This window comes from Pseudalkalibacillus hwajinpoensis, from assembly GCF_015234585.1.
Classification (GTDB): domain Bacteria; phylum Bacillota; class Bacilli; order Bacillales; family Guptibacillaceae; genus Guptibacillus; species Guptibacillus hwajinpoensis_B.
Genome location: NZ_JADFCM010000001.1, coordinates 874,504 through 892,771, shown reverse-complemented (window position 1 = coordinate 892,771; position 18,268 = coordinate 874,504). Strand labels below are relative to the sequence as shown.

General features: G+C 36.7%; 18 protein-coding genes. 4 read left to right on the top strand and 14 right to left on the bottom strand.

The window, feature by feature from the left end:
- Positions 1-426 precede the first annotated feature (426 nt).
- From IQ283_RS04225 to IQ283_RS04200, 6 genes are all read right to left on the bottom strand, one after another.
- Entirely contained in the window at positions 427-591 is a 165-nt protein-coding gene (locus IQ283_RS04225) for a hypothetical protein (protein WP_194218892.1), read from the bottom strand.
- Between the two features lie 176 nt (positions 592-767).
- A complete protein-coding gene (locus tag IQ283_RS04220; protein ID WP_194218891.1) occupies positions 768-1,202 on the bottom strand; it encodes a hypothetical protein in 435 nt (144 codons plus the stop codon).
- A 346-nt stretch (positions 1,203-1,548) separates the two neighbouring features.
- A complete protein-coding gene (locus tag IQ283_RS04215; protein WP_194218890.1) occupies positions 1,549-2,781 on the bottom strand; it encodes an MFS transporter in 1,233 nt (410 codons plus the stop codon).
- A 17-nt stretch (positions 2,782-2,798) separates the two neighbouring features.
- Positions 2,799-3,848, bottom strand: coding sequence for an ArsR/SmtB family transcription factor (locus IQ283_RS04210; protein WP_194218889.1), 1,050 nt, complete (start codon positions 3,846-3,848; stop codon positions 2,799-2,801).
- Positions 3,849-4,075: 227 nt separating this feature from the next.
- Entirely contained in the window at positions 4,076-4,978 is a 903-nt protein-coding gene (locus tag IQ283_RS04205) for an EamA family transporter (RefSeq protein WP_194218888.1), read from the bottom strand.
- Between the two features lie 136 nt (positions 4,979-5,114).
- The gene (locus IQ283_RS04200; protein WP_194218887.1) at positions 5,115-5,498 is read right to left on the bottom strand and encodes a hypothetical protein; all 384 of its coding nucleotides are present in this window, start codon (positions 5,496-5,498) and stop codon (positions 5,115-5,117) included.
- A gap of 201 nt (positions 5,499-5,699) precedes the next feature.
- Between IQ283_RS04200 and IQ283_RS04195 the strand changes: the two genes are divergently transcribed.
- Positions 5,700-6,188: a hypothetical protein gene (locus IQ283_RS04195; RefSeq protein WP_194218886.1), complete on the top strand. Its 489-nt coding sequence runs from the start codon at positions 5,700-5,702 to the stop codon at positions 6,186-6,188.
- A 135-nt stretch (positions 6,189-6,323) separates the two neighbouring features.
- On the opposite strand, the gene IQ283_RS04190 is transcribed toward IQ283_RS04195, so the two are convergent.
- The 4 genes from IQ283_RS04190 to IQ283_RS04175 are packed head-to-tail and all read right to left on the bottom strand — an operon-like array spanning position 6,324 to position 10,528.
- Positions 6,324-7,277, bottom strand: a complete 954-nt coding sequence (locus tag IQ283_RS04190; RefSeq protein WP_194218885.1) for an SAVED domain-containing protein — start codon at positions 7,275-7,277, stop codon at positions 6,324-6,326.
- Entirely contained in the window at positions 7,255-7,752 is a 498-nt protein-coding gene (locus IQ283_RS04185) for a Mov34/MPN/PAD-1 family protein (protein ID WP_194218884.1), read from the bottom strand. The genes IQ283_RS04190 and IQ283_RS04185 overlap by 23 nt, the downstream gene beginning before the upstream one ends.
- A complete protein-coding gene (locus IQ283_RS04180; RefSeq protein WP_194218883.1) occupies positions 7,749-9,449 on the bottom strand; it encodes a ThiF family adenylyltransferase in 1,701 nt (566 codons plus the stop codon). The genes IQ283_RS04185 and IQ283_RS04180 overlap by 4 nt, the downstream gene beginning before the upstream one ends.
- Positions 9,450-9,451: 2 nt before the next feature.
- Positions 9,452-10,528: a nucleotidyltransferase domain-containing protein gene (locus tag IQ283_RS04175; protein WP_194218882.1), complete on the bottom strand. Its 1,077-nt coding sequence runs from the start codon at positions 10,526-10,528 to the stop codon at positions 9,452-9,454.
- Positions 10,529-10,915: 387 nt separating this feature from the next.
- Here IQ283_RS04175 and IQ283_RS04170 point away from each other — a divergent pair, with 387 nt between their 5' ends.
- The gene (locus IQ283_RS04170; protein WP_194218881.1) at positions 10,916-11,212 is read left to right on the top strand and encodes a hypothetical protein; all 297 of its coding nucleotides are present in this window, start codon (positions 10,916-10,918) and stop codon (positions 11,210-11,212) included.
- A gap of 67 nt (positions 11,213-11,279) precedes the next feature.
- Here the strand turns inward: IQ283_RS04170 and IQ283_RS04165 are convergent, their stop codons facing one another.
- Positions 11,280-12,002 (bottom strand): YebC/PmpR family DNA-binding transcriptional regulator, encoded by a 723-nt coding sequence (locus tag IQ283_RS04165; protein ID WP_194218880.1) that lies wholly within the window; start codon positions 12,000-12,002, stop codon positions 11,280-11,282.
- Positions 12,003-12,206: 204 nt separating this feature from the next.
- Between IQ283_RS04165 and IQ283_RS04160 the strand changes: the two genes are divergently transcribed.
- Positions 12,207-13,223 (top strand): P1 family peptidase, encoded by a 1,017-nt coding sequence (locus tag IQ283_RS04160; protein WP_194219591.1) that lies wholly within the window; start codon positions 12,207-12,209, stop codon positions 13,221-13,223.
- A gap of 38 nt (positions 13,224-13,261) precedes the next feature.
- Here the strand turns inward: IQ283_RS04160 and IQ283_RS04155 are convergent, their stop codons facing one another.
- A complete protein-coding gene (locus IQ283_RS04155) occupies positions 13,262-14,020 on the bottom strand; it encodes an SDR family NAD(P)-dependent oxidoreductase (protein ID WP_194218879.1) in 759 nt (252 codons plus the stop codon).
- A 96-nt stretch (positions 14,021-14,116) separates the two neighbouring features.
- Between IQ283_RS04155 and IQ283_RS04150 the strand changes: the two genes are divergently transcribed.
- Positions 14,117-14,485 (top strand): MerR family transcriptional regulator, encoded by a 369-nt coding sequence (locus IQ283_RS04150; protein WP_194218878.1) that lies wholly within the window; start codon positions 14,117-14,119, stop codon positions 14,483-14,485.
- 41 nt (positions 14,486-14,526) lie between these two features.
- Here the strand turns inward: IQ283_RS04150 and IQ283_RS04145 are convergent, their stop codons facing one another.
- A complete protein-coding gene (locus IQ283_RS04145; protein ID WP_194218877.1) occupies positions 14,527-15,633 on the bottom strand; it encodes a glycerate kinase family protein in 1,107 nt (368 codons plus the stop codon).
- 17 nt (positions 15,634-15,650) lie between these two features.
- Positions 15,651-18,266: a mannosylglycerate hydrolase gene (mngB, locus tag IQ283_RS04140; RefSeq protein ID WP_194218876.1), complete on the bottom strand. Its 2,616-nt coding sequence runs from the start codon at positions 18,264-18,266 to the stop codon at positions 15,651-15,653.
- Between the last annotated feature and the right edge of the window lie 2 nt (positions 18,267-18,268).

Below are 18,268 nucleotides of genomic sequence, written 5' to 3'. Positions count from 1 at the left end.
AGGTCAATGTCGGATTGCCGATTTTCTGAGTTTTCAAGAGTTTAAAATTTTCTATCTCGAATATTCATAAGGTTTTTGTCTGTTTGTCCTCAACAATCTTGGTCCTCTTTTTACTGAATAAGACATTTCACCTGTTATTTTGTTTTTGACCAAACTTCATCAATATTAGCTATATGTTTAGTTATAATAGTTGCAAAATCAAATTTAGATAGGTAAGCGTCAAATAATCCCCATCTTCCAAGGAAGGTGGGGATTATTTGACGCTTACAAACATTAGAGGAAGATTATGCTTTTTTCAATGTCAATCACACTTAATTAGGGAGAGCCTTATTCTGGAATATACTCCTTATGATTTCTATATTATTCCACCTGTTATGGATCATTAAAAGAGGAGCCTACCTTATTGAAGATAAGCTCCGATTTAATTCAATAAAGAGAATAACTTGGTTTCACATCACTTTCTGTATAAATGTAAACTAGCATTAAGACACATAAAACATCATTAAATAAAACAGCCATTAAACCAGCGCTGTTGAAACCAAGATAAACAGCACCAACAAGTAACAATAGAACCAAGAGAAGTTTATCCATCATTATCCACTACCTTCTCCTTTTAATTATTTCTATTTACTCCATTTATCTACTCAATCATTTCAATACCAATTATTTCAAATTCCAATGACTAACTCAATCTTTATTTTATTCAAATTAGAGCTTATCCTAATTACAGATAAGCTCCGAGATTATGGAACACCTCACAAACTAATTCATTTTTCAAATTCGATGTTTGGTAGAAGCGTAACATTATCTTGTTGGTTTAAAATATTTGTTACATCTTTTACCGAACCTTCATCCAATCGGTATGTTAGGCTATCTTCTGGTAAAAGACTTTGAATGAACCCTTCTCCATCTTCAGTAATCCATAATTGAAATGCTTTATTATTGCTTCCTTCAATAATAAGATTGTAGGTCAATACTGGAGGGGTTTTAATTACCTTTTGATCATCAAGTTCTTTTGCATTGTTGGTGGCACCAACGAATACATCTACCTCTTCCTTCTCTTTAAACGCTACTTCTTCTGATTGTTTTTCATTTCCAATCCAAAAGCTTGCTTCTACTTTTTCAACATTTTGTAATTCGTTAGTTGAACAGGCGCTTAGAGATATTGAAAGTATAATCATAATCAATAGGTTTCTTTTCATTATTTGTCCTCCCGGTTATTCTACCCTTCTCCCTAAAGCCTACTTAGCCTTACAATTTATTACGCAAACGCTTCGATTTAAAGGAATAATCCTTCTAAGAGTTATCTCCTTTTTCTCATTATAAGAAGTATGGCAACTACTATTAGAATGATTGGAACTAGAGAAATTAATGCTATGCTCATTCCGCCCATCCCCATATTATCCCTCCTATCAATACCGCACGCCCTGCACTATCTGTATAGAGCGCTTACCTTATCTTCAGCAAAAGCTCCGAGATTGTGAAAGACTTGATATCGAGATATCTCTTACTTCTAATTCCTTATATCCATTTGTGGTATTAGAATTCTTATGCCTTTTTTAAAGAAGGGTGTAAATAAATAAAGGAAGCAAAAGTGGAAATTATACCACCAATAAAAAATGTTAAAGTTGTGCTATACTGTTCAGCAAGAATTCCAGCAGTCAACGCTGCGACGGGCATCAATATCCATGTCATAAATCGACTAGTAGCTTGTACCCGACCTAGTAAATGATCTGGCGTTAACTTCTGGCGAATTGTCACAATACAAGGATTCATAATAGAAGCAGAAATCGTACCAAGTGCATTCATTAACGCTAACCATATAAAAGAATTATTCATACCAAAAGCTATAATAGACACTCCCCCCACAAGTGATGCAAAGAATAAAATAGTTCTGTAAGAAAAGTGTTTTTTTAGTATGTTTGTTATTAACGCCCCTCCAATTGCGGCAATACCACCAATAGATAGCACATAACCTATTAAAATTGAATCTAATCCAGCAGTGGATTTTAAATGAATGACCAACATTGTTAAGAAGAGTGTCGAGCCAAATATTGAGAAAAACATCGCTAAATTCGTATAAAGGATCGGCTTCTTTTGGATAACAAAATGAAAGCCTTCTTTTATATCAGTAAACACCTTAGAGCTAGTTATTTTTTCTTTTTGAACGTTACTCTCAATATTCAAACTCCATACCACTAAAAATCCGATTAAGAAAGTCAAACTGTTTATTATCAAACCCATACCAGGATTGAAGATACTTATAATGATTCCGCCTAAGCCTGGAGCTATAAATACAGCCGTTTGAAATATTCCTGTATTAATGGAGTTTACTAATTGTAAGTCCCTTTTTTGCACTAATTTAGGGACAGATGCAAATTGCGAAGTATTATATACTTGTGTCAACACTCCAACAAGCAGTGCACCTGCATAAATTCCCCATATAGTAAGTTGATCTGTTAAATACAAACAACCTAATAGTCCAACCGTTAAAAATCTTCCTAAATCACAAATCATTAGTAACTTTTTACGATTGAAACGATCCGCCAAAACACCTGTAAAGGGCTGAATTAAGATAGGAAGCCTCTCTAGTGCTGCAACTATGCCCATACTTAATGGTGATCCAGTAATAGCTAATACGATTAGTGGCAAAGCAATTAAATATATTTGGTCTCCAAAAAAAGAAACTAAATTTCCACCTATAAACCGAAATACCTGGAAATTCTTTTTGAATTCAGGTACTACTTCTTTTGAATCAAATTGTGCATTAGGAACTCCCATGAAACTTCCCCCTTTTACTAATCCCTTTCCAAGAAAAGTTTTAAATCTGTTGATAAATGATCTAGCACACTATCATCAATAGAATATTTATTGGAATTCTGAGAAACGATCCTTGCAGATTTTAAAATTTTCAAATGATGGTGAACGGTGGTTTTACCTAACTTCAGTTCAGTGGTTAACTCTTGCAGAGATGTCGGCTCTTCCTTAATCATCTTTAAAATCCTTAAACGCGTTTCATCTCCTAATGCTTTATACTTTTGTACCAACAGTTTATTAGGAACAAATTTATCCTCACTTGAAATACTTTCATTAGAGACCGCATAATAAAAGACCTTAACGCCTTCTAAGTCTGCTTCGACATTCCATGGACGATATATGTAATGGGGTATCAAAATAACCTTATAAACACTTGGTTCCGGCAGGTATTTCACTCCATCTGTTGCCCACTCAACAAATTGTTCTGGTTCTAAACTTCCAAGCATTTTTTCCTTTGAAGCCATGTCCCTTTGAAGTATTGCTTCGAGTTTATTTTTATCGGGCTCGATAATTGCGCTATACCAACCAGACATTACTACTAGAAGATGGCTTTTCAATTCCTCGCAGGAAACTTTAGTAATAAATTCAAGGTAAGATGGTAGGAAAGGATGTTCATGATTCCTCTTTTGTAATTCCTGAAGCGCTTTTGCAGATCCATTTAATAAATCTCTTTTCAACACTTCTTGTTCATTACCAAGATAAGGTATAGAAATGTTCTTTAATTGCTCGTCAGATAAACTCCTCACATAATCATTAAACGAAGATAAATTCTCGAAATCTTTTTGATGGAGAAGCTGAAGAATGGTTTTCCAAGTATTATTTTTTTGTACATATTCTAGTTCTTCTATCATGCTTTTTGATAAAGATTGGTGAATCAGTTCTCTCTTTTCTTTAGAAAGATCAAGTGTATCAATCAAAGATTCATTCGTTATAGCTGCTATGCCTAAAGCAACTTCCCATAATAAAGAGCTTTTTAGCTCAAGCTTATATTTCTCCCTTCTTCGTTTAGTTCCAGTAGAAATAAGTTCCATATTTATCACCTCTTGGTATATATTCTATAATTATAGAATATAAAATTCAATATATTTAAAATAATTCAATTTAAAAAAATCTCCTCATGAAGAGAAGATCTTTTCTAAGAATATCTGTTTGTTGTTGCTTCATTGGATTAAAACCGCCTCAACATATATACTAGCTTTCATGGGAAGCTATCTTATTACAGATAAGCTCCGATATAACAGAACACAGTTATTGAAAATTAATCATGATTGGCAACTGCTTTACCTTTCTTCAAAGCGTCACCAAGTTCGTTGATCATAATCGCTACCACGATTAATAACACGCCTATCCACTGCAATAACGAAACAGATTCAGAGAGAACCATCATAGCCGATATGATGGCGACAGGTAACTCGATAGCGCTCAACACATTCGCAAGTCTTCCTGTGATCAACGGTGCTCCTTTCGCAAAGAAAAGGGTAGGGATTACACCACCAACAAGAGCTAGTCCAGCACCTAATAACCATAAGCGACCGTCAGTCGGATTCAGAGAGGGAATGTCTTGAAAGAACACGATCAATACTAGAATCGTAGAACCTGTAACCATCAACGAGCTTCGAATAATAGGATGCGAACGAGTGGCGACTTGTCCACTAAAAAAAATAAACCCTGCATACGAAGCCGCTGCTAGAAGTCCAAGAATTAAACCGACAGGATGCAAATCCGAGACGTCGCCAGCGATGATGTTCGAGGCAAAAACTACCCCGGTTAACGTCACGAATAGAGCTAGGAAATTCATTACTGTTGGTCTAATCTTGCTAAAGATCCACTCGTATATCATCCCGATCCATACAAATTGAAAGAGTAGAATGATCGCTAACGAAGCAGTTAAATACTGCATTGATCCGTAATAGAAAACACTTGTTAACCCCATCGCAGTTCCTGTGAACATTACTTTTATAAAATCAGATTTTGATAAATTCTTTATTTTCAAACCATTAACAAGGCTCATCCCCCACAACAAAACGAAGGCGAGAAGCATCTGTACCATGTTGATTTGCCCTAAGGAATACCCATATTCAAACCCAGTTTTCACAAATATAGGAGTAAACCCGAAGCTTCCAGCTCCCAATAAGACAAATACGATTCCTTTTACCTTCATAAAAAGTACTCCCTTTATATAAGATTCTCTCTTTTTATAGGCCGTGACACTACCATCTTTCTACTTTTCTTTTTATAGAAAAAGGCGCACTCCCAATGCAATAAGGAGTTACGTCCTTTTATAAACCTATGTAGCGTTACGAATACCGTCGCTGTTTAAAAAACATCACATCGAAAAAAGTAATCCCAACCGCAATTCCAAAAGTAACAAAGAAATTATAAGCATGTACTTCTGAAGAAATAAGATATGAGGTTGCGATATCTATTACGCTAAGAGCTCCAAACCATGCTAGGACTTTAAAGAACCTCAGCTTCTTCTCACTTCTTTCCATTTTCAAAGTTTTCATAAGTGCAAAAATGGCTAGATACACCAGATATAGAAACAAATAAACTAAACAACCAACAACAGTAACAATCCCAAAGGTACTGTCAGAATCCGTATAAACGAGTAACACCATTACCCCTAAACTAATCAGCAAAATACTAAATAAAGCTACATTGACAGCATGCAATCTTCTCACCGTTCATACCCCTTTTGCGAAATCATATCCGATTGTTGACGTTTCTTTTATAGTCCTTTTGAACCAGTGATATTAAAATATTGCTCCGATATTATGGACTATGCTCCTGAATATACTGATTAAATATTTTCTCCTCATTTAGTCATAAGTTTCTTCATCTTAGGTGAAATTAATAACATTATGATATGAGGAGATTTAATTATGTCTTTGAGAGTTTCAGCCCTAACTATATCTTTTCTCATTGTCTCACTAATAACTTCACCTGACACTTATGCTTTTTCAGAAGATAATCACTTGTGTAATATAGACCAATTAATAGTGAAAGACATTACGAGGAGTTATCCTGAACTAATGCCTTTGTTAAAAAGCAACAATTCAATTCGCTATTCAATAGATGATTTACAAAAAGCACTAGTAATTGAGGGTACCGAAACCTCACATCTTAAATCTTTATTTCCATTGTTTAATGGTGCTTCACAAGGAGAGAAAATGTTATTTATTTTAGGCGGAGAAGAGTCATTACCGCCGAAATATGATAATTCATTTGTGGGATATCTTATATATAAGGCAATTGACGGATCAAATGTAAAGATAACCCTTAGACGAGGAACTGCCTCTTGGGACATAGTAAGTAAAGACAAAGAAAAAGGCAAACGTGTGTACCTTTCAGAGAAATGCAGAAACAATTAAATGAACTTTTTCTAAGGGAGCAATCTTACTAAAGATACGCTCCGAGATTATGGAAAAAGGTTATTAACCAATTGCCATAATATTTTAAACCAAAAATATAAGTGCACTACTCATTTATTTCAGGCAAATTGAATGTTATTCATCCTTAAGAGTCAATATTTTTTCTGTCCTTAAGTTAATAGCCCAATCATAAGAGTTGTTATTGTAATTATAAACTATTACCTCTGGGTGATAATGTTCAACCATTCTTCCCAGACTAAAACTGAGAGATACAGGGGTGGCAGCAAATAAATGAATCCTATTCACTCCGCTCTTCTTCAATTTTGAAAGTAACTCTATGAATCTTTTTTCGTATAAATCGATTTGAGCATAATTAGTAACAGACCAGCGACTTGGAGTTTCTAAACCTAAAGAAATAACTTGTTCTACCCCTGAAGCTGTTTTTATCTCTTCATTCATTATTGAAAATGATTGTTCTATTTTTAATGCAACCTCCTTCTCATAATTAGTGTTTATATCATAATCATTAATAATCTTCATATCAGTATTGTACTTTCTTTTCAATTCGTAAAATCCTTTACCCAGACATTCGGAGTCTTCTCCTTGATATTCATAAAGTATTGCTTCATCAGTACTTTTGAAATGGTATCCATCTAAAAATGCTATTGGCACATGAGGAAACCCTAAATATATTAATGAGTTAGAATTTTTACTGCGTTTTATTGAAATTTTCATTTTAGACCTTTGTTTATCTAAGATTTGTTGAAGGTCTTTATAGTTAATGCTCCCATCATTATTAGTTTTCTTTAAAAAATTTTGAGTGATATACAAACACCCCTGCTCCTGATACTCTCTTTTCACACTATTAAAGTTTGCCTCTTTCTTGGTGAAAGTAGCCAACAATATAAAATCCCTCTTCATAAAACGGAGGATGTGATTAATAACCCAGTTGTATACAATTTGAAGCCATCCCCACTTTTTGTAGAGAATAATGCTTGAAAATATTAAAATTAATAACATAAGTATTGCCGTAACGGGATCACTCTGAATTAGGTTAAATAGCCCTTCAACTGATCGAATTATCTTCATTATATTCTCCTTCAAACAATAAAACTATTTCTTCTGTTTTACGACAACCACTCCATATTTTCAAACCATCTATTCCGCCTATTATAAACAATAAATAATCAGTAAAAGTATCTGATTTTTTCAATAGGTTTTTCCAATTATTCATGTCTTGCTTCGAATAATGTGGTTCTTTTTCAGGATGCGTGTGCCACTCTCCCAGATACATAAGTGTATGATTACTTTGCTTCCATTTTTTCTGTAGAATCGCATTATGACTTTGTTTCTGACGAATATATCTATATCTAGAGCAGTAATCTCCATCTAAAGGTTTGGTATAATCTCTTATAACTATGCCATGGTTAACAGATAAAATTGAGCCAAGCAACATGCCTCCTGTCTCTTTATGATATGACTTTTGTTGTCTCATCCCTTTTATTACTTCTATTACATGCTGTTCTATTAATATCAAATCCTCCTCATATTTAATAACAATCATGGGTAATAGACCACATCTGTATTATCAGCACAGACATCACATGTAGGATTAATATATTCGTAGTTATCCTGCTTCAAACTATCTATTGATTTATTATATCGTTGAGATGTATGAAAACCCTCAGATCGGAAAATTTCTGAAGAACCTTTCCAAGAAACTAAGGGATTGCCTTCTACATCCCCCTCTAAAAATCTCATTACTAACCTTGAGGCAAGTAAGGCTGTTTCCATTGAGTCTATACTTCCATATGGGGTAAAAGAGCCAGCACACCCATTCATGTTTTTAGTGAAAGGAACATCGCTTTCACCTGCAAATGAAGAATACATTCTTAACTCATTGTCTATCAAACATTCATAACAACCTTGATCACCATTATTTAAAACTAGTGCATGCCCACCTAAACCATATGCTTCGACCCAAGTGAAAATTGCCGGAGTAGATGACTTAGAAATAAGCCTGTTAATTTTTCTTTCAATATTTGGATTTCCAATAGCCACTAAAATCAAATCAAATTCATTTAAATCTACTTTCCCAGTATTTATTGTTCTTATTGCTTCCTTAGCGCTTATTTGAATTTTTACGTTCGGATATCTTTTTTCAAATTCTTCTTTTAGTAGTTCAACTTTAGTGTTTCTTCCAATTGATTTATTCATCCCCAAGAAATGTCTATACGAATTTTCGATTTTTAATTCATCATTATCTACCAGGGTAAACTGTTTAATGCCAGATCGAGCTAATATGAATAACAAATCACTTCCTATAGATCCACACCCAATTAATAAAACATTAAGTGACTTCTTAACCCCGCCACCTCTTTGGAGTAACGTTGAGTCATCATTTCTAAATACAAAATAGGGGGTTACTTTAAAATCATCAGTAATACCCTCATCAATTAGTGGAATAACCCTTTTTGAAAGAGATTGATTTATCTTTTCGTATTTCAATCCAATCACTGTTTGCTCACCATTTAACAATGGTATTCTTATCAAATAATAATGCTTACTTTTGTTCATAGAAAATTTCTGTATATCACTTAGCTTCTCGTCATTTATATGTGTTCGAATAATATTAGATATTTCCTTGTTACTCCAAAATCGATCTAATTGAGGAACAGCTCCTTCAAACGTTTTGTCTAAAGGAATATAATATGCTTTTTCAAGACTTCTGGAGTGTATGTTTGTACTAAATAACCTTCCCAGTAATTTTTTAGATCCCATATCACCGTTTAAAAAAGCGAATGCTTTCTTACCAATTGTAAACACAGAAATTTCTTCAGGTTCATCTGCAGGGGGATATAATGATAAAACAAATTCAGCATTTTCCAAAGTTCCAAAATAATAACTGAATTCTCGATGATATTCTTCTTGAGGAGGATTAGAAATCAATACATTTTCTACTCTTTCAAAAACAAAATCAATCGTTTTTTCGGGTATATCACTCCAAATAACACCTTCTTCATCTAAAAAGCAAATCAATCCACTTCTCATAACATGGGGAATATCAGGAATGCTATGAACGTCCTTATCTATGTGGATGATTGGTAACTCGGTTGGGAATAGAGGACTAAAAGTTAGAATTAAGGGAATTTGATAACCAGTTCTTAGTTCGAAAATTAATTTATATTGAAAGGAATCTAAACTTTCAATGCCCGATAAATAAACTTTCTCATGGAGTAAGTTTTGGTAATTGATGGTCATTTTTAAATACCTCTAGCTGAACTAGAAGAAGGGGCACTAGATAAACCAACCTGTTTGTATCTAGCTTCTTTAGATACTGGAATAGGAAATTTCCCTCCAAAAAATCGAGGACTTAAGATCTTACATGAATCATGTGGGTCACTTTTAGTTTCTGCTTCATTAAGTGCACTTTCTAAATCGTTTAGCTTTTGGTAGAAAGAGTCCATTTGCAATCTAGACATCTTTGAAAAAACATTGCTATATGGTTGTACAGGTAATTGATATTCAACAGTAAAAACATTTCTCTCCAATTCATAGTCCCACTGTGAAATAAATCTGCCTTTAAAGTTGCTGACAAAGTGTTTTAAAGCAATTAAATCGTTGTCTTTAAAATCACCTGTAATAGGGTCATAAGTTTGTTTATATGAAAATAAATCAACTGCTGCAATAGTTATTCCAATACTAGGTGGCCGAGCACTTCCAGATGATGCGAAACAAATGTCTTTCCATTTTTTCATGTATCTAACAACTCTCTTAAATTGTTTTTTCTCATTATCAGTAAAAGAGTTTCTTATATGCTCCTTTAGACCTTGTGGGTCCGCGATGTCCCAGTATCTATTGTCATCACTAGAATATTCCTTTCCCCATGCAAGATACAAATAATTATTATATTTAGATCTTAAATAAACAGGTAAATCTACATGATACAATGGTTCATTTTCTGATAGGTAGGTTATTGTTACACAGGGGTTCTTTATCTTTGGTGAAGTGTTAGTGTGGTGACTTAGTATATCTCTTATAATTTTTTTAAGTTCAAGGGGGTCTGGATAATCTTCTTTATGAAGATTAAAAATTACACCTTCATCGATATCATAGTCCTTATCTTCTGGTACAATGCCCAGGTCTACCGCATAACTTCCTTGGTCTATGAATTCAATTTCTGATACATTTTCTCCTTTTTCTCCAAATTTGACTTTAACTCCTTCTTTAATTTTACTGGTAATTATATCTCGCTTCTCTCGTAATTCTTTGTTTTCTTTAAATCGTTTTAGTTTTATTTCATCGTGAAAACTTTCAAATTGTCTTTGAATATCAGCCATTTTTATTCCCCCCAATTTCGTTTTCTTAATTATAAATATACTACAAAAATTGGAAATGATAAATCATTGAACAAATGCTTAAAAGTTTTTCTTCATAGCCTGAACAAATAAATCATTCAGATATTTGTTGAAAATCCATATTGATTTAACTATATTTTTTGATAAAGCTTTTAATTGAACCTATTATCTCGAAACTGAGTCTTCCATTAAACTGCCCTTTAACTGAACAACTACTTCTATTATCCTCATCACCAATATTAACATATTATTCCATAAAATCACTGAACTCCCCTATTCACAAAACATATTTTCTAATAAACTTCGGTTAGAAACATTCAAAAAAGAAAAGACTAGAAGCATTCTATTGTATTGGGAAGGAATTTGATCATGACATTTCCTGTTATTCATACAAACTTCTGGGACGCTGTTCTTGCGGTGCCTGTAGTGATGATTCTGACACAATTAATCAAGATTCTCACACCTATACCTCGTACCTTTGTTCCAACACTAGCGATCATTCTAGGACTTGTGATCTCAGTCTTTTATAGCCATCCTCATCACCTTGTAGCTGGTATCTTTATGGGTTATTTTTACGGATATGCAGCGATTGGAAACTATGCATCTTTAAAGACATCGCTTCTAGCATTAAAAAAGAAAAGAAGAAATAAAGAACATTTTTCATAATCGAATGTCAATCCATATTAAAAGAGCGGACCTCCGAAATCCGGAAGCCCGCTCTTTTGTCTTTGTTTTATTCTTCGCCTAGTTCAACGTTATGATATACCTGTTGCACATCTTCTAATTCTTCAAGCGCATCGATCATTTTCAAGAACTGCTCCTGATCTTCTCCGGCAAGCTCAACGTCATTTTGGGCAAGCATCGTAAGTTCAGCTACGGTAAACTCAGTAATCCCCGCATTTTTAAATGCTTCCTGCACCGCATGGAACTGGTCAGGCTCAGCATAGACGATAACAACCTCATCTTCTTCCATAATGTCACGCACATCTAGATCTGCTTCCATTAACAGCTCAAGTACTTCATCTGCTGATTTGCCTTCAATCCCGAATACGGCTGTTGAGTCGAACATGTAGGCAACTGAACCGTTCACGCCCATGTTTCCACCATTTTTCCCAAATGTTGAACGAACGTCAGATGCCGTGCGGTTTACGTTGTTTGTTAACGTATCAACGATCACCATGGATCCGCTTGGACCAAATCCTTCATAACGAAGCGTGTCGTAATTTTCATCTGCTCCGCCTTTCGCTTTTTCAATCGCACGGTCAATGATTGCTTTTGGTACGTTGTATGTTTTCGCACGTTCGAGAACTAAGCGAAGAGCCTGGTTAGCTACTGGATCCGGTTCCCCCTGCTTTGCTGCTACATAAATTTCACGACCAAACTTAGCATAAATTCGACTTGTATTCGCATCTTTTGATGCTTTCTTTTCCTTAATGTTATTCCATTTACGGCCCATTCTATTTCACTCTTTTCTACTAGTTATCTGTTGCATGACAAATTCAAATTACTCTCTATACGTCTCGTCAATTATACCATATTTTACAGTTAACATTTGCTTTAGGGACTTGGATGAAATAGAAATAATAGTAAACTAATAGAAAAGAGGAGTGATGATTTGAGTCAGAAAAGATTGCGAGATTACGGAGTTACCATTGGGGAAATGGAACCAGGCGAAAAAAATGCGATTACGGACGTGGAAGGAGTAACCGTCGGACATACTACTCTAAATAATGGGGAAGTGCAAACTGGCGTAACAGCGATCTTACCCCATCAAGGGAATTTGTTTCAGAATAAACTAATTGCATCGTCCTATATTCTTAACGGGTTTGGTAAAACAATGGGAACCATTCAGCTGAATGAGCTTGGTACGCTTGAGACGCCAATTATCTTAACGAATACGTTAAGTATCGGAACGGCTGCCGATGCGGTGTTTGATTATATGTTGGAACAAAATCCTGAGATTGGCAACACGACCGGGACGGTTAATCCTATTATAGGCGAATGCAATGATATGTTCTTAAATGATATTCGAGGGCGTCACGTTCGAAAGCATCACGTTCATGAAGCGCTCGCAAATACTTCTAGTACTTTTGAAGAAGGCTCTGTTGGAGCTGGGAGAGGCATGCTATGCTACTCGTTAAAAGGTGGAATTGGCACTGCTTCAAGAAAAATAAAACTCCAAAATGGGAGCTATACCCTTGGTGTCCTTGTTGTCACGAACTTTGGTATTCTTCGTGATCTGCACGTGAATGGAAAGAAAGTAGGCAAGAAGTTAAAAGAAGCTCTTCTTCATTCATGGGAAGAAAGAGATAAAGGGTCCGTCATGGTGATGGTTGCAACAGATCTTCCCGTTTCTGAAAGACAGCTTCATCGTATTATTAAACGGGCTTCTACAGGTCTTGCAAGAACAGGATCCATTATCACAACAGGTAGTGGTGAAGTTATCATTGGGTTTTCCACCGCTAACACAGTCTCTCATCAATATAAACCGCAAACTCAATCACTAGAAACCATTCATGAAGAAGAAATCGACACCGCTTTTCGTGCCGTTGGGGAAGCGACGGAAGAAGCCGTTCTGAATTCGTTAGTAACCGCAACAAATGTGATTGGACGAAAAGGGAATGAGAGACCAACGTTAATGGATTTACTTCAGAAATTTAGTATGAAACTTACATAAAATAAAAATCCTCCCGTCATCACGACAGGAGGATTTTATTAACGGTTGCGTGCTACATAAGGATAGATTGGGTTTTTCAATTGGAATTCATACGTATTGCCATCAACGATTCCAACGACCTTATTGCTATCGTAAAGATCTAGCATAAAGTCTGCCATTTCTTTTGCTGTATGGAACTTTGGCACAGTGCCTTCATATTCGAAATTATCTACATCCATTGAACGGTTTGCAAATTCTGTCTCCGTCGCTGCTGGTGCCAGAACTTTAGCCTGCATTTTTGCCCCCTGTCCTTGAAGCTCCTGTGCAAGTCCTTCTGTAAAGGCACTTACAAAGAATTTCGTTGCACAATACGTCACGGCATCGGCTACGATCGTATAGCCTCCACCAGATGAAACGTTAATCAATTGCGTTCCTTCTACATTCGCATAGTCACGAACATACAAGGACGAAAGAATCGTTAACGCCTCATTGTTCAAACGAAGCATTGTTTCAATTTTAGGAAGCTTCTGCTCACCAACTGGATCGAAATTACCGAATCCTGCATTGTTAATAAATGTTTCAATTTCAATATTTTCTAAGCTTTCATAAAATGCGTAAACATTATCATTCAAAGATAAATCCGCTTCACGAATAATCACATCAAGGTCAGAATTGATTTTGTGTACTTCGCTTTTCAACTCTTCTAATTTGGCTGTGCGACGCGCAGCAATGACAAGGTTCTTCCCTCTTGCCGCAAACGCTAGTGCAGCTTCATATCCAATACCTGAACTTGCTCCTGTAATAACGGTGTACTTCATGCCAATCCCTCCACTTATTCATTATGATACAATCTTATTGTAGACGTTTGAGTGCACTCTAAGTCAAACGATAACTAAAAAGTGAGAGGCGATTGAATGTACTCGATAAGTGAAATAGCCGAAAAGGTTGACATAAGTGCTCATACCCTTCGTTATTATGAAAAAGAAGGAATCATTGATCCTGTTCGTAATGATAGTGGTGTTAGACAATTCGACGAAAAGCACTTGCAATGGTTGCAGTTCGTCAAAAAATTAAGAGAAACCCAAATGCCCGTCTCTCAAATTAAAGAATATACGCGGTTATTTCTTGAAGGAGAACACACTGCGAATGCACGCCTTAGACTCCTTGAAGATCATCGGCAGTTTATTCGTGATCAAATCGAGACCCTTCTTGGAACGGATGATATGTTATCCAAGAAAATTTCAACATATAAAGAACTGATGGAGAAATCCTTGATGAAATAATGAAAAGTCCCGCTCCTTAAAGGAACGGGACTTTCCTTGCTTTAGTTACCTCTTCCGCTACTCCAGATACGCATCACTTGCTCCGCTGAAAAGGCCAATTGAGATTTTGTTACGTCTGGGTTAAGAGCATGTTCTAATGAATGACATCCTTGCTGAATCGAAAGTACTCCCGATAATGTTTCATACAAGTTATCCACCAGTTCAACAACCTGCCCTGCTAAGGCAAAGCATGGGATGTTGTGTTTTTTCGCAAGTTTTCCAACTCCAGACGGAACTTTCCCATAAGCAGTTTGATCATCCATTTGCCCTTCCCCAGTAAAAGCGATGTCAGCCACTGCGAGCTTTTCTTCTACTTTTAGCAGTTCAAGCATCCACTCAATTCCAGGGACATAAGTCGCTCCAAGAGAATAGAGTGATCCCCCAATCCCTCCTGCCGCTCCTGCTCCTTTTTGAGAAGGAGGAAGAGAAAGAAGATCTGCTACTCTATGAAGAGCAGCATCATAAGTCGGAATTTCTTCTTTCTTCATGCCTTTTTGCGGTCCAAAAACAGCAGCAGCTCCCCTTTGACCTGCATAAGGGTTGTCCACATCCGTCACGATATAAAGATTCGCATTAAGCTGACTACTACTTTCACGGATGGATGCGGTGTCTAGTAAAGGATTCTGGTGGAGAGGAAGTTCTTCGCATGAATGATCAAAACACGTATACCCTAGGGCCTGTAACATTCCTAGCCCTCCATCGGTGGTCCCCGTCCCTCCCAGGAAGACGTATATGTCTTTAGCGCCTTTTTCTTCAGCATCCTGGATCAGCTCACCAACACCATAGCTTGTTAAACGTGAAGGTTCTAAGTTGTCTGATGAAATCAAATGCAGCCCCACCGCTTCAGCCGATTCAATGTACGCGGCTTGCTCTGTTCGATAATAACGAGCGCTTCGTTTTTTTCCGTCTAGCTGGTGGATCGGCACCATTACAAAGTGTCCCGGCAATGTTTGGATCGCTTCCAATGACCCTTCTCCTCCGTCTGCTACCGGAATAACGTCAACGACACTATCAGGGAATACTCGCTTAATCCCGAACTTAACCGCCTCACCTGCATCCTTCGAGGATAAAGAACCTTTGAACGAGTCCATCGCAATCAATACATTCATTTCTCCACCTCCTTTTGCTATTGAATTAAGAAGCTTCTCACCTGGCTTGGTGACAGTTCGACAGATGCTTCAATTGGAGAAACATTCGTTTTCACTTCATTTAAATTCACTTCATTCACTTGCTGAATAGCTTCATGCTCTAACTGTACCTTTTCCTCACGAGCTGTTGGGTTATAATAGCGAATCAATAGCCCTTCATCCAACTCTGCTTTCTTCAATGTACTCATGACCAAATTCGATTCTTCAAATGAGAAGAGAGTAAAGACAGATGGGACTTGAATATCTTCTTGATTCAGTTTCATCGCATTATGAGGAATTTTATTATATGAAATGAAAGGACTCACATACCGTTTTGCTAGCTGAGCTACTTTTGCCTCATCTCGATTGCCTTTTACATAAGCGAATCCAAATTCAAATTGGTACTCGCCGAGCATTTGGGAGTCCGGGGTCGGTAATTTAATTCCTGATGGACGCCCTGGACGTCGAACAAGCTCTTCCTTACCAAGAACACCAACGCTTCTAAAGAGCGTGAGCGCAATTGTATCAAAACGCTCTCCAATAATCTCATATTCTCTCACGCTGTTTGTCATGACCACGGCTGTTTTTTTCTCATCTTCTAGTCCCACATAACTAAGGAAAGGATAAATCGCATCCGGTCGCTCATCCCAACCTTCTTTTTCCCAAACGGCCATTCCATCATCAATGACTTTTCGTTCAATCGTTCCGAACTGTTGATCTGCAAAGGAAAATGAGCTAGCAATCTGTGTTGGAAGTAAGACGCGAATTCGGTGATCCTTCACATTATTAATCACATTACAGGAAACCTCTATCACGTTACCTTTGATTGGAATTGTAAGCTCAATGTGAAAATCAACTGTAGCAGAACGTTTACCATTCTGCTTCCTCGCTTCAAGATCTGCTGGTAAAGTCCATTGATAAGTTATAGTAGCACGATGAGTCTGTTGGGTTGACTGTAAGCTTATTTGAGCATCTTTTATTTCATCGACACTAAAGCGAGGTTTTTCACCTTCTAATGGCGAGAAATCATATTCATCTCCATCATCTCCAACATTCTCAAGTCCAAGAACGCCTTCATGAGTTTGACCAGTCTGTTTATCAGTTAGTGATAACGTACCGTTTTGCTCAAACTGAATCGAGTAAGCAACCGTTTCAACGGAGCGATGGTTTTCTCTTGGAAGTGCTAGCTGATAATCGTTTGTTTCAACTACATAGTAAGTGTGATATCCGATACCAGGAAGTTGGGTTTTCACTTCAATTGTAAATTCTACAAACGGATCATAGTTCCCGTAATGTACGATTTGACGGTCAATTAAACCGGGATCAATCATTTCTGTAGAAAGAATCTGGTATTCAAGTTCTTCTCCACGATCATCCATGAGTGTAAACGAACTAAATTTTGTTGTTACTGTCGTAGTTATCACATCCTCACGCGCTTCAGGAAGAAGATTAAAGAAAACAAGACGATCCTCTTTCCGATCTGTATTTATGTGGTCTGTAATTTTCCGTTTGTAGAAATCAATCAAGCGATCAGCACGTTCTTCAGCATTCTTGAAACGCGCCATAATCTCCGCATGAACTTTATCAGAGCAGCAGCATCCGATACTATCATGTGCATGGTTTTTCATAATTTCTTTCCATATCGGCTCAATTAAACCGTGATGATACTCAAATCCTAGTTTGTAGGCGAGTGATGCTAAAGGTTCTAGATGATTCGTAAGTTTATTCTCGATGCGTGTATTGGCCGCTTTAATATCCGCACGCGTCGAATAAATGCTCCGGTGGACGCGCTGGTATTTACCGTGAAGAAACTCTCCGTAAATCTCATCAAGACCTTCATTTTTTTCGATTTTTTCGAGTAAGTCCTCGTACCTGCTTAAGAAAAACTCTCTATCTGGATAAAGTTTTTTCAATACCGAGATTACTTCATATATGTTTTGCTGGATAGGCATCTGGTCATGTCCATTTGGAAGGAGCACATCTTCGCCTGTAGCGCCTCGATCGAGCACAGTAAAGTATTTATCCATTCTTTTTTGTAATGCAGCTTCTTCTTCAGGTAGATACTTCCCAATGGCATAACCGAGCGGCATAAGTTGTACAAGAACTTTTGACTCCCCAGGAGCAGTCCAATAAAATTCGGTTTTATCCGTACCGTGATTCTCAGAAGTTCCTCTCCAGAAAATCGAATATTTAATATCAAACCCATTTAGAATTTGCGGCATCTGAGCAGATTGTCCAAAAGAATCAGGGAGATAGCCAATTTTCATTGGCTCACCAAATTCTGCGCTATCTTTCATACCGTAATAAAGATTTCGTACAATGGACTCTCCCCCAACCACCATCTCGTCCGTCTGAGTGTACCACGGGCCAATAATCAACTTACCTGCTTGAACAAGTTTCTTCACGCGTTCTCTTTGGTCCGGACGAATCTCAAAGAAATCCTCTAAGATCGCTGTCTGTCCATCTAGTACATAATAAGGATAATCAGGATCATTTTCTAATCTTGTTAATATTTCTTCCATATTATTCACAAGTAATATACGTGATTCTTCTGTTGAAAAATACCATTCTCGATCCCAGTGCATGTGAGGAACGATGTGGACGTTTTTTGTCATAG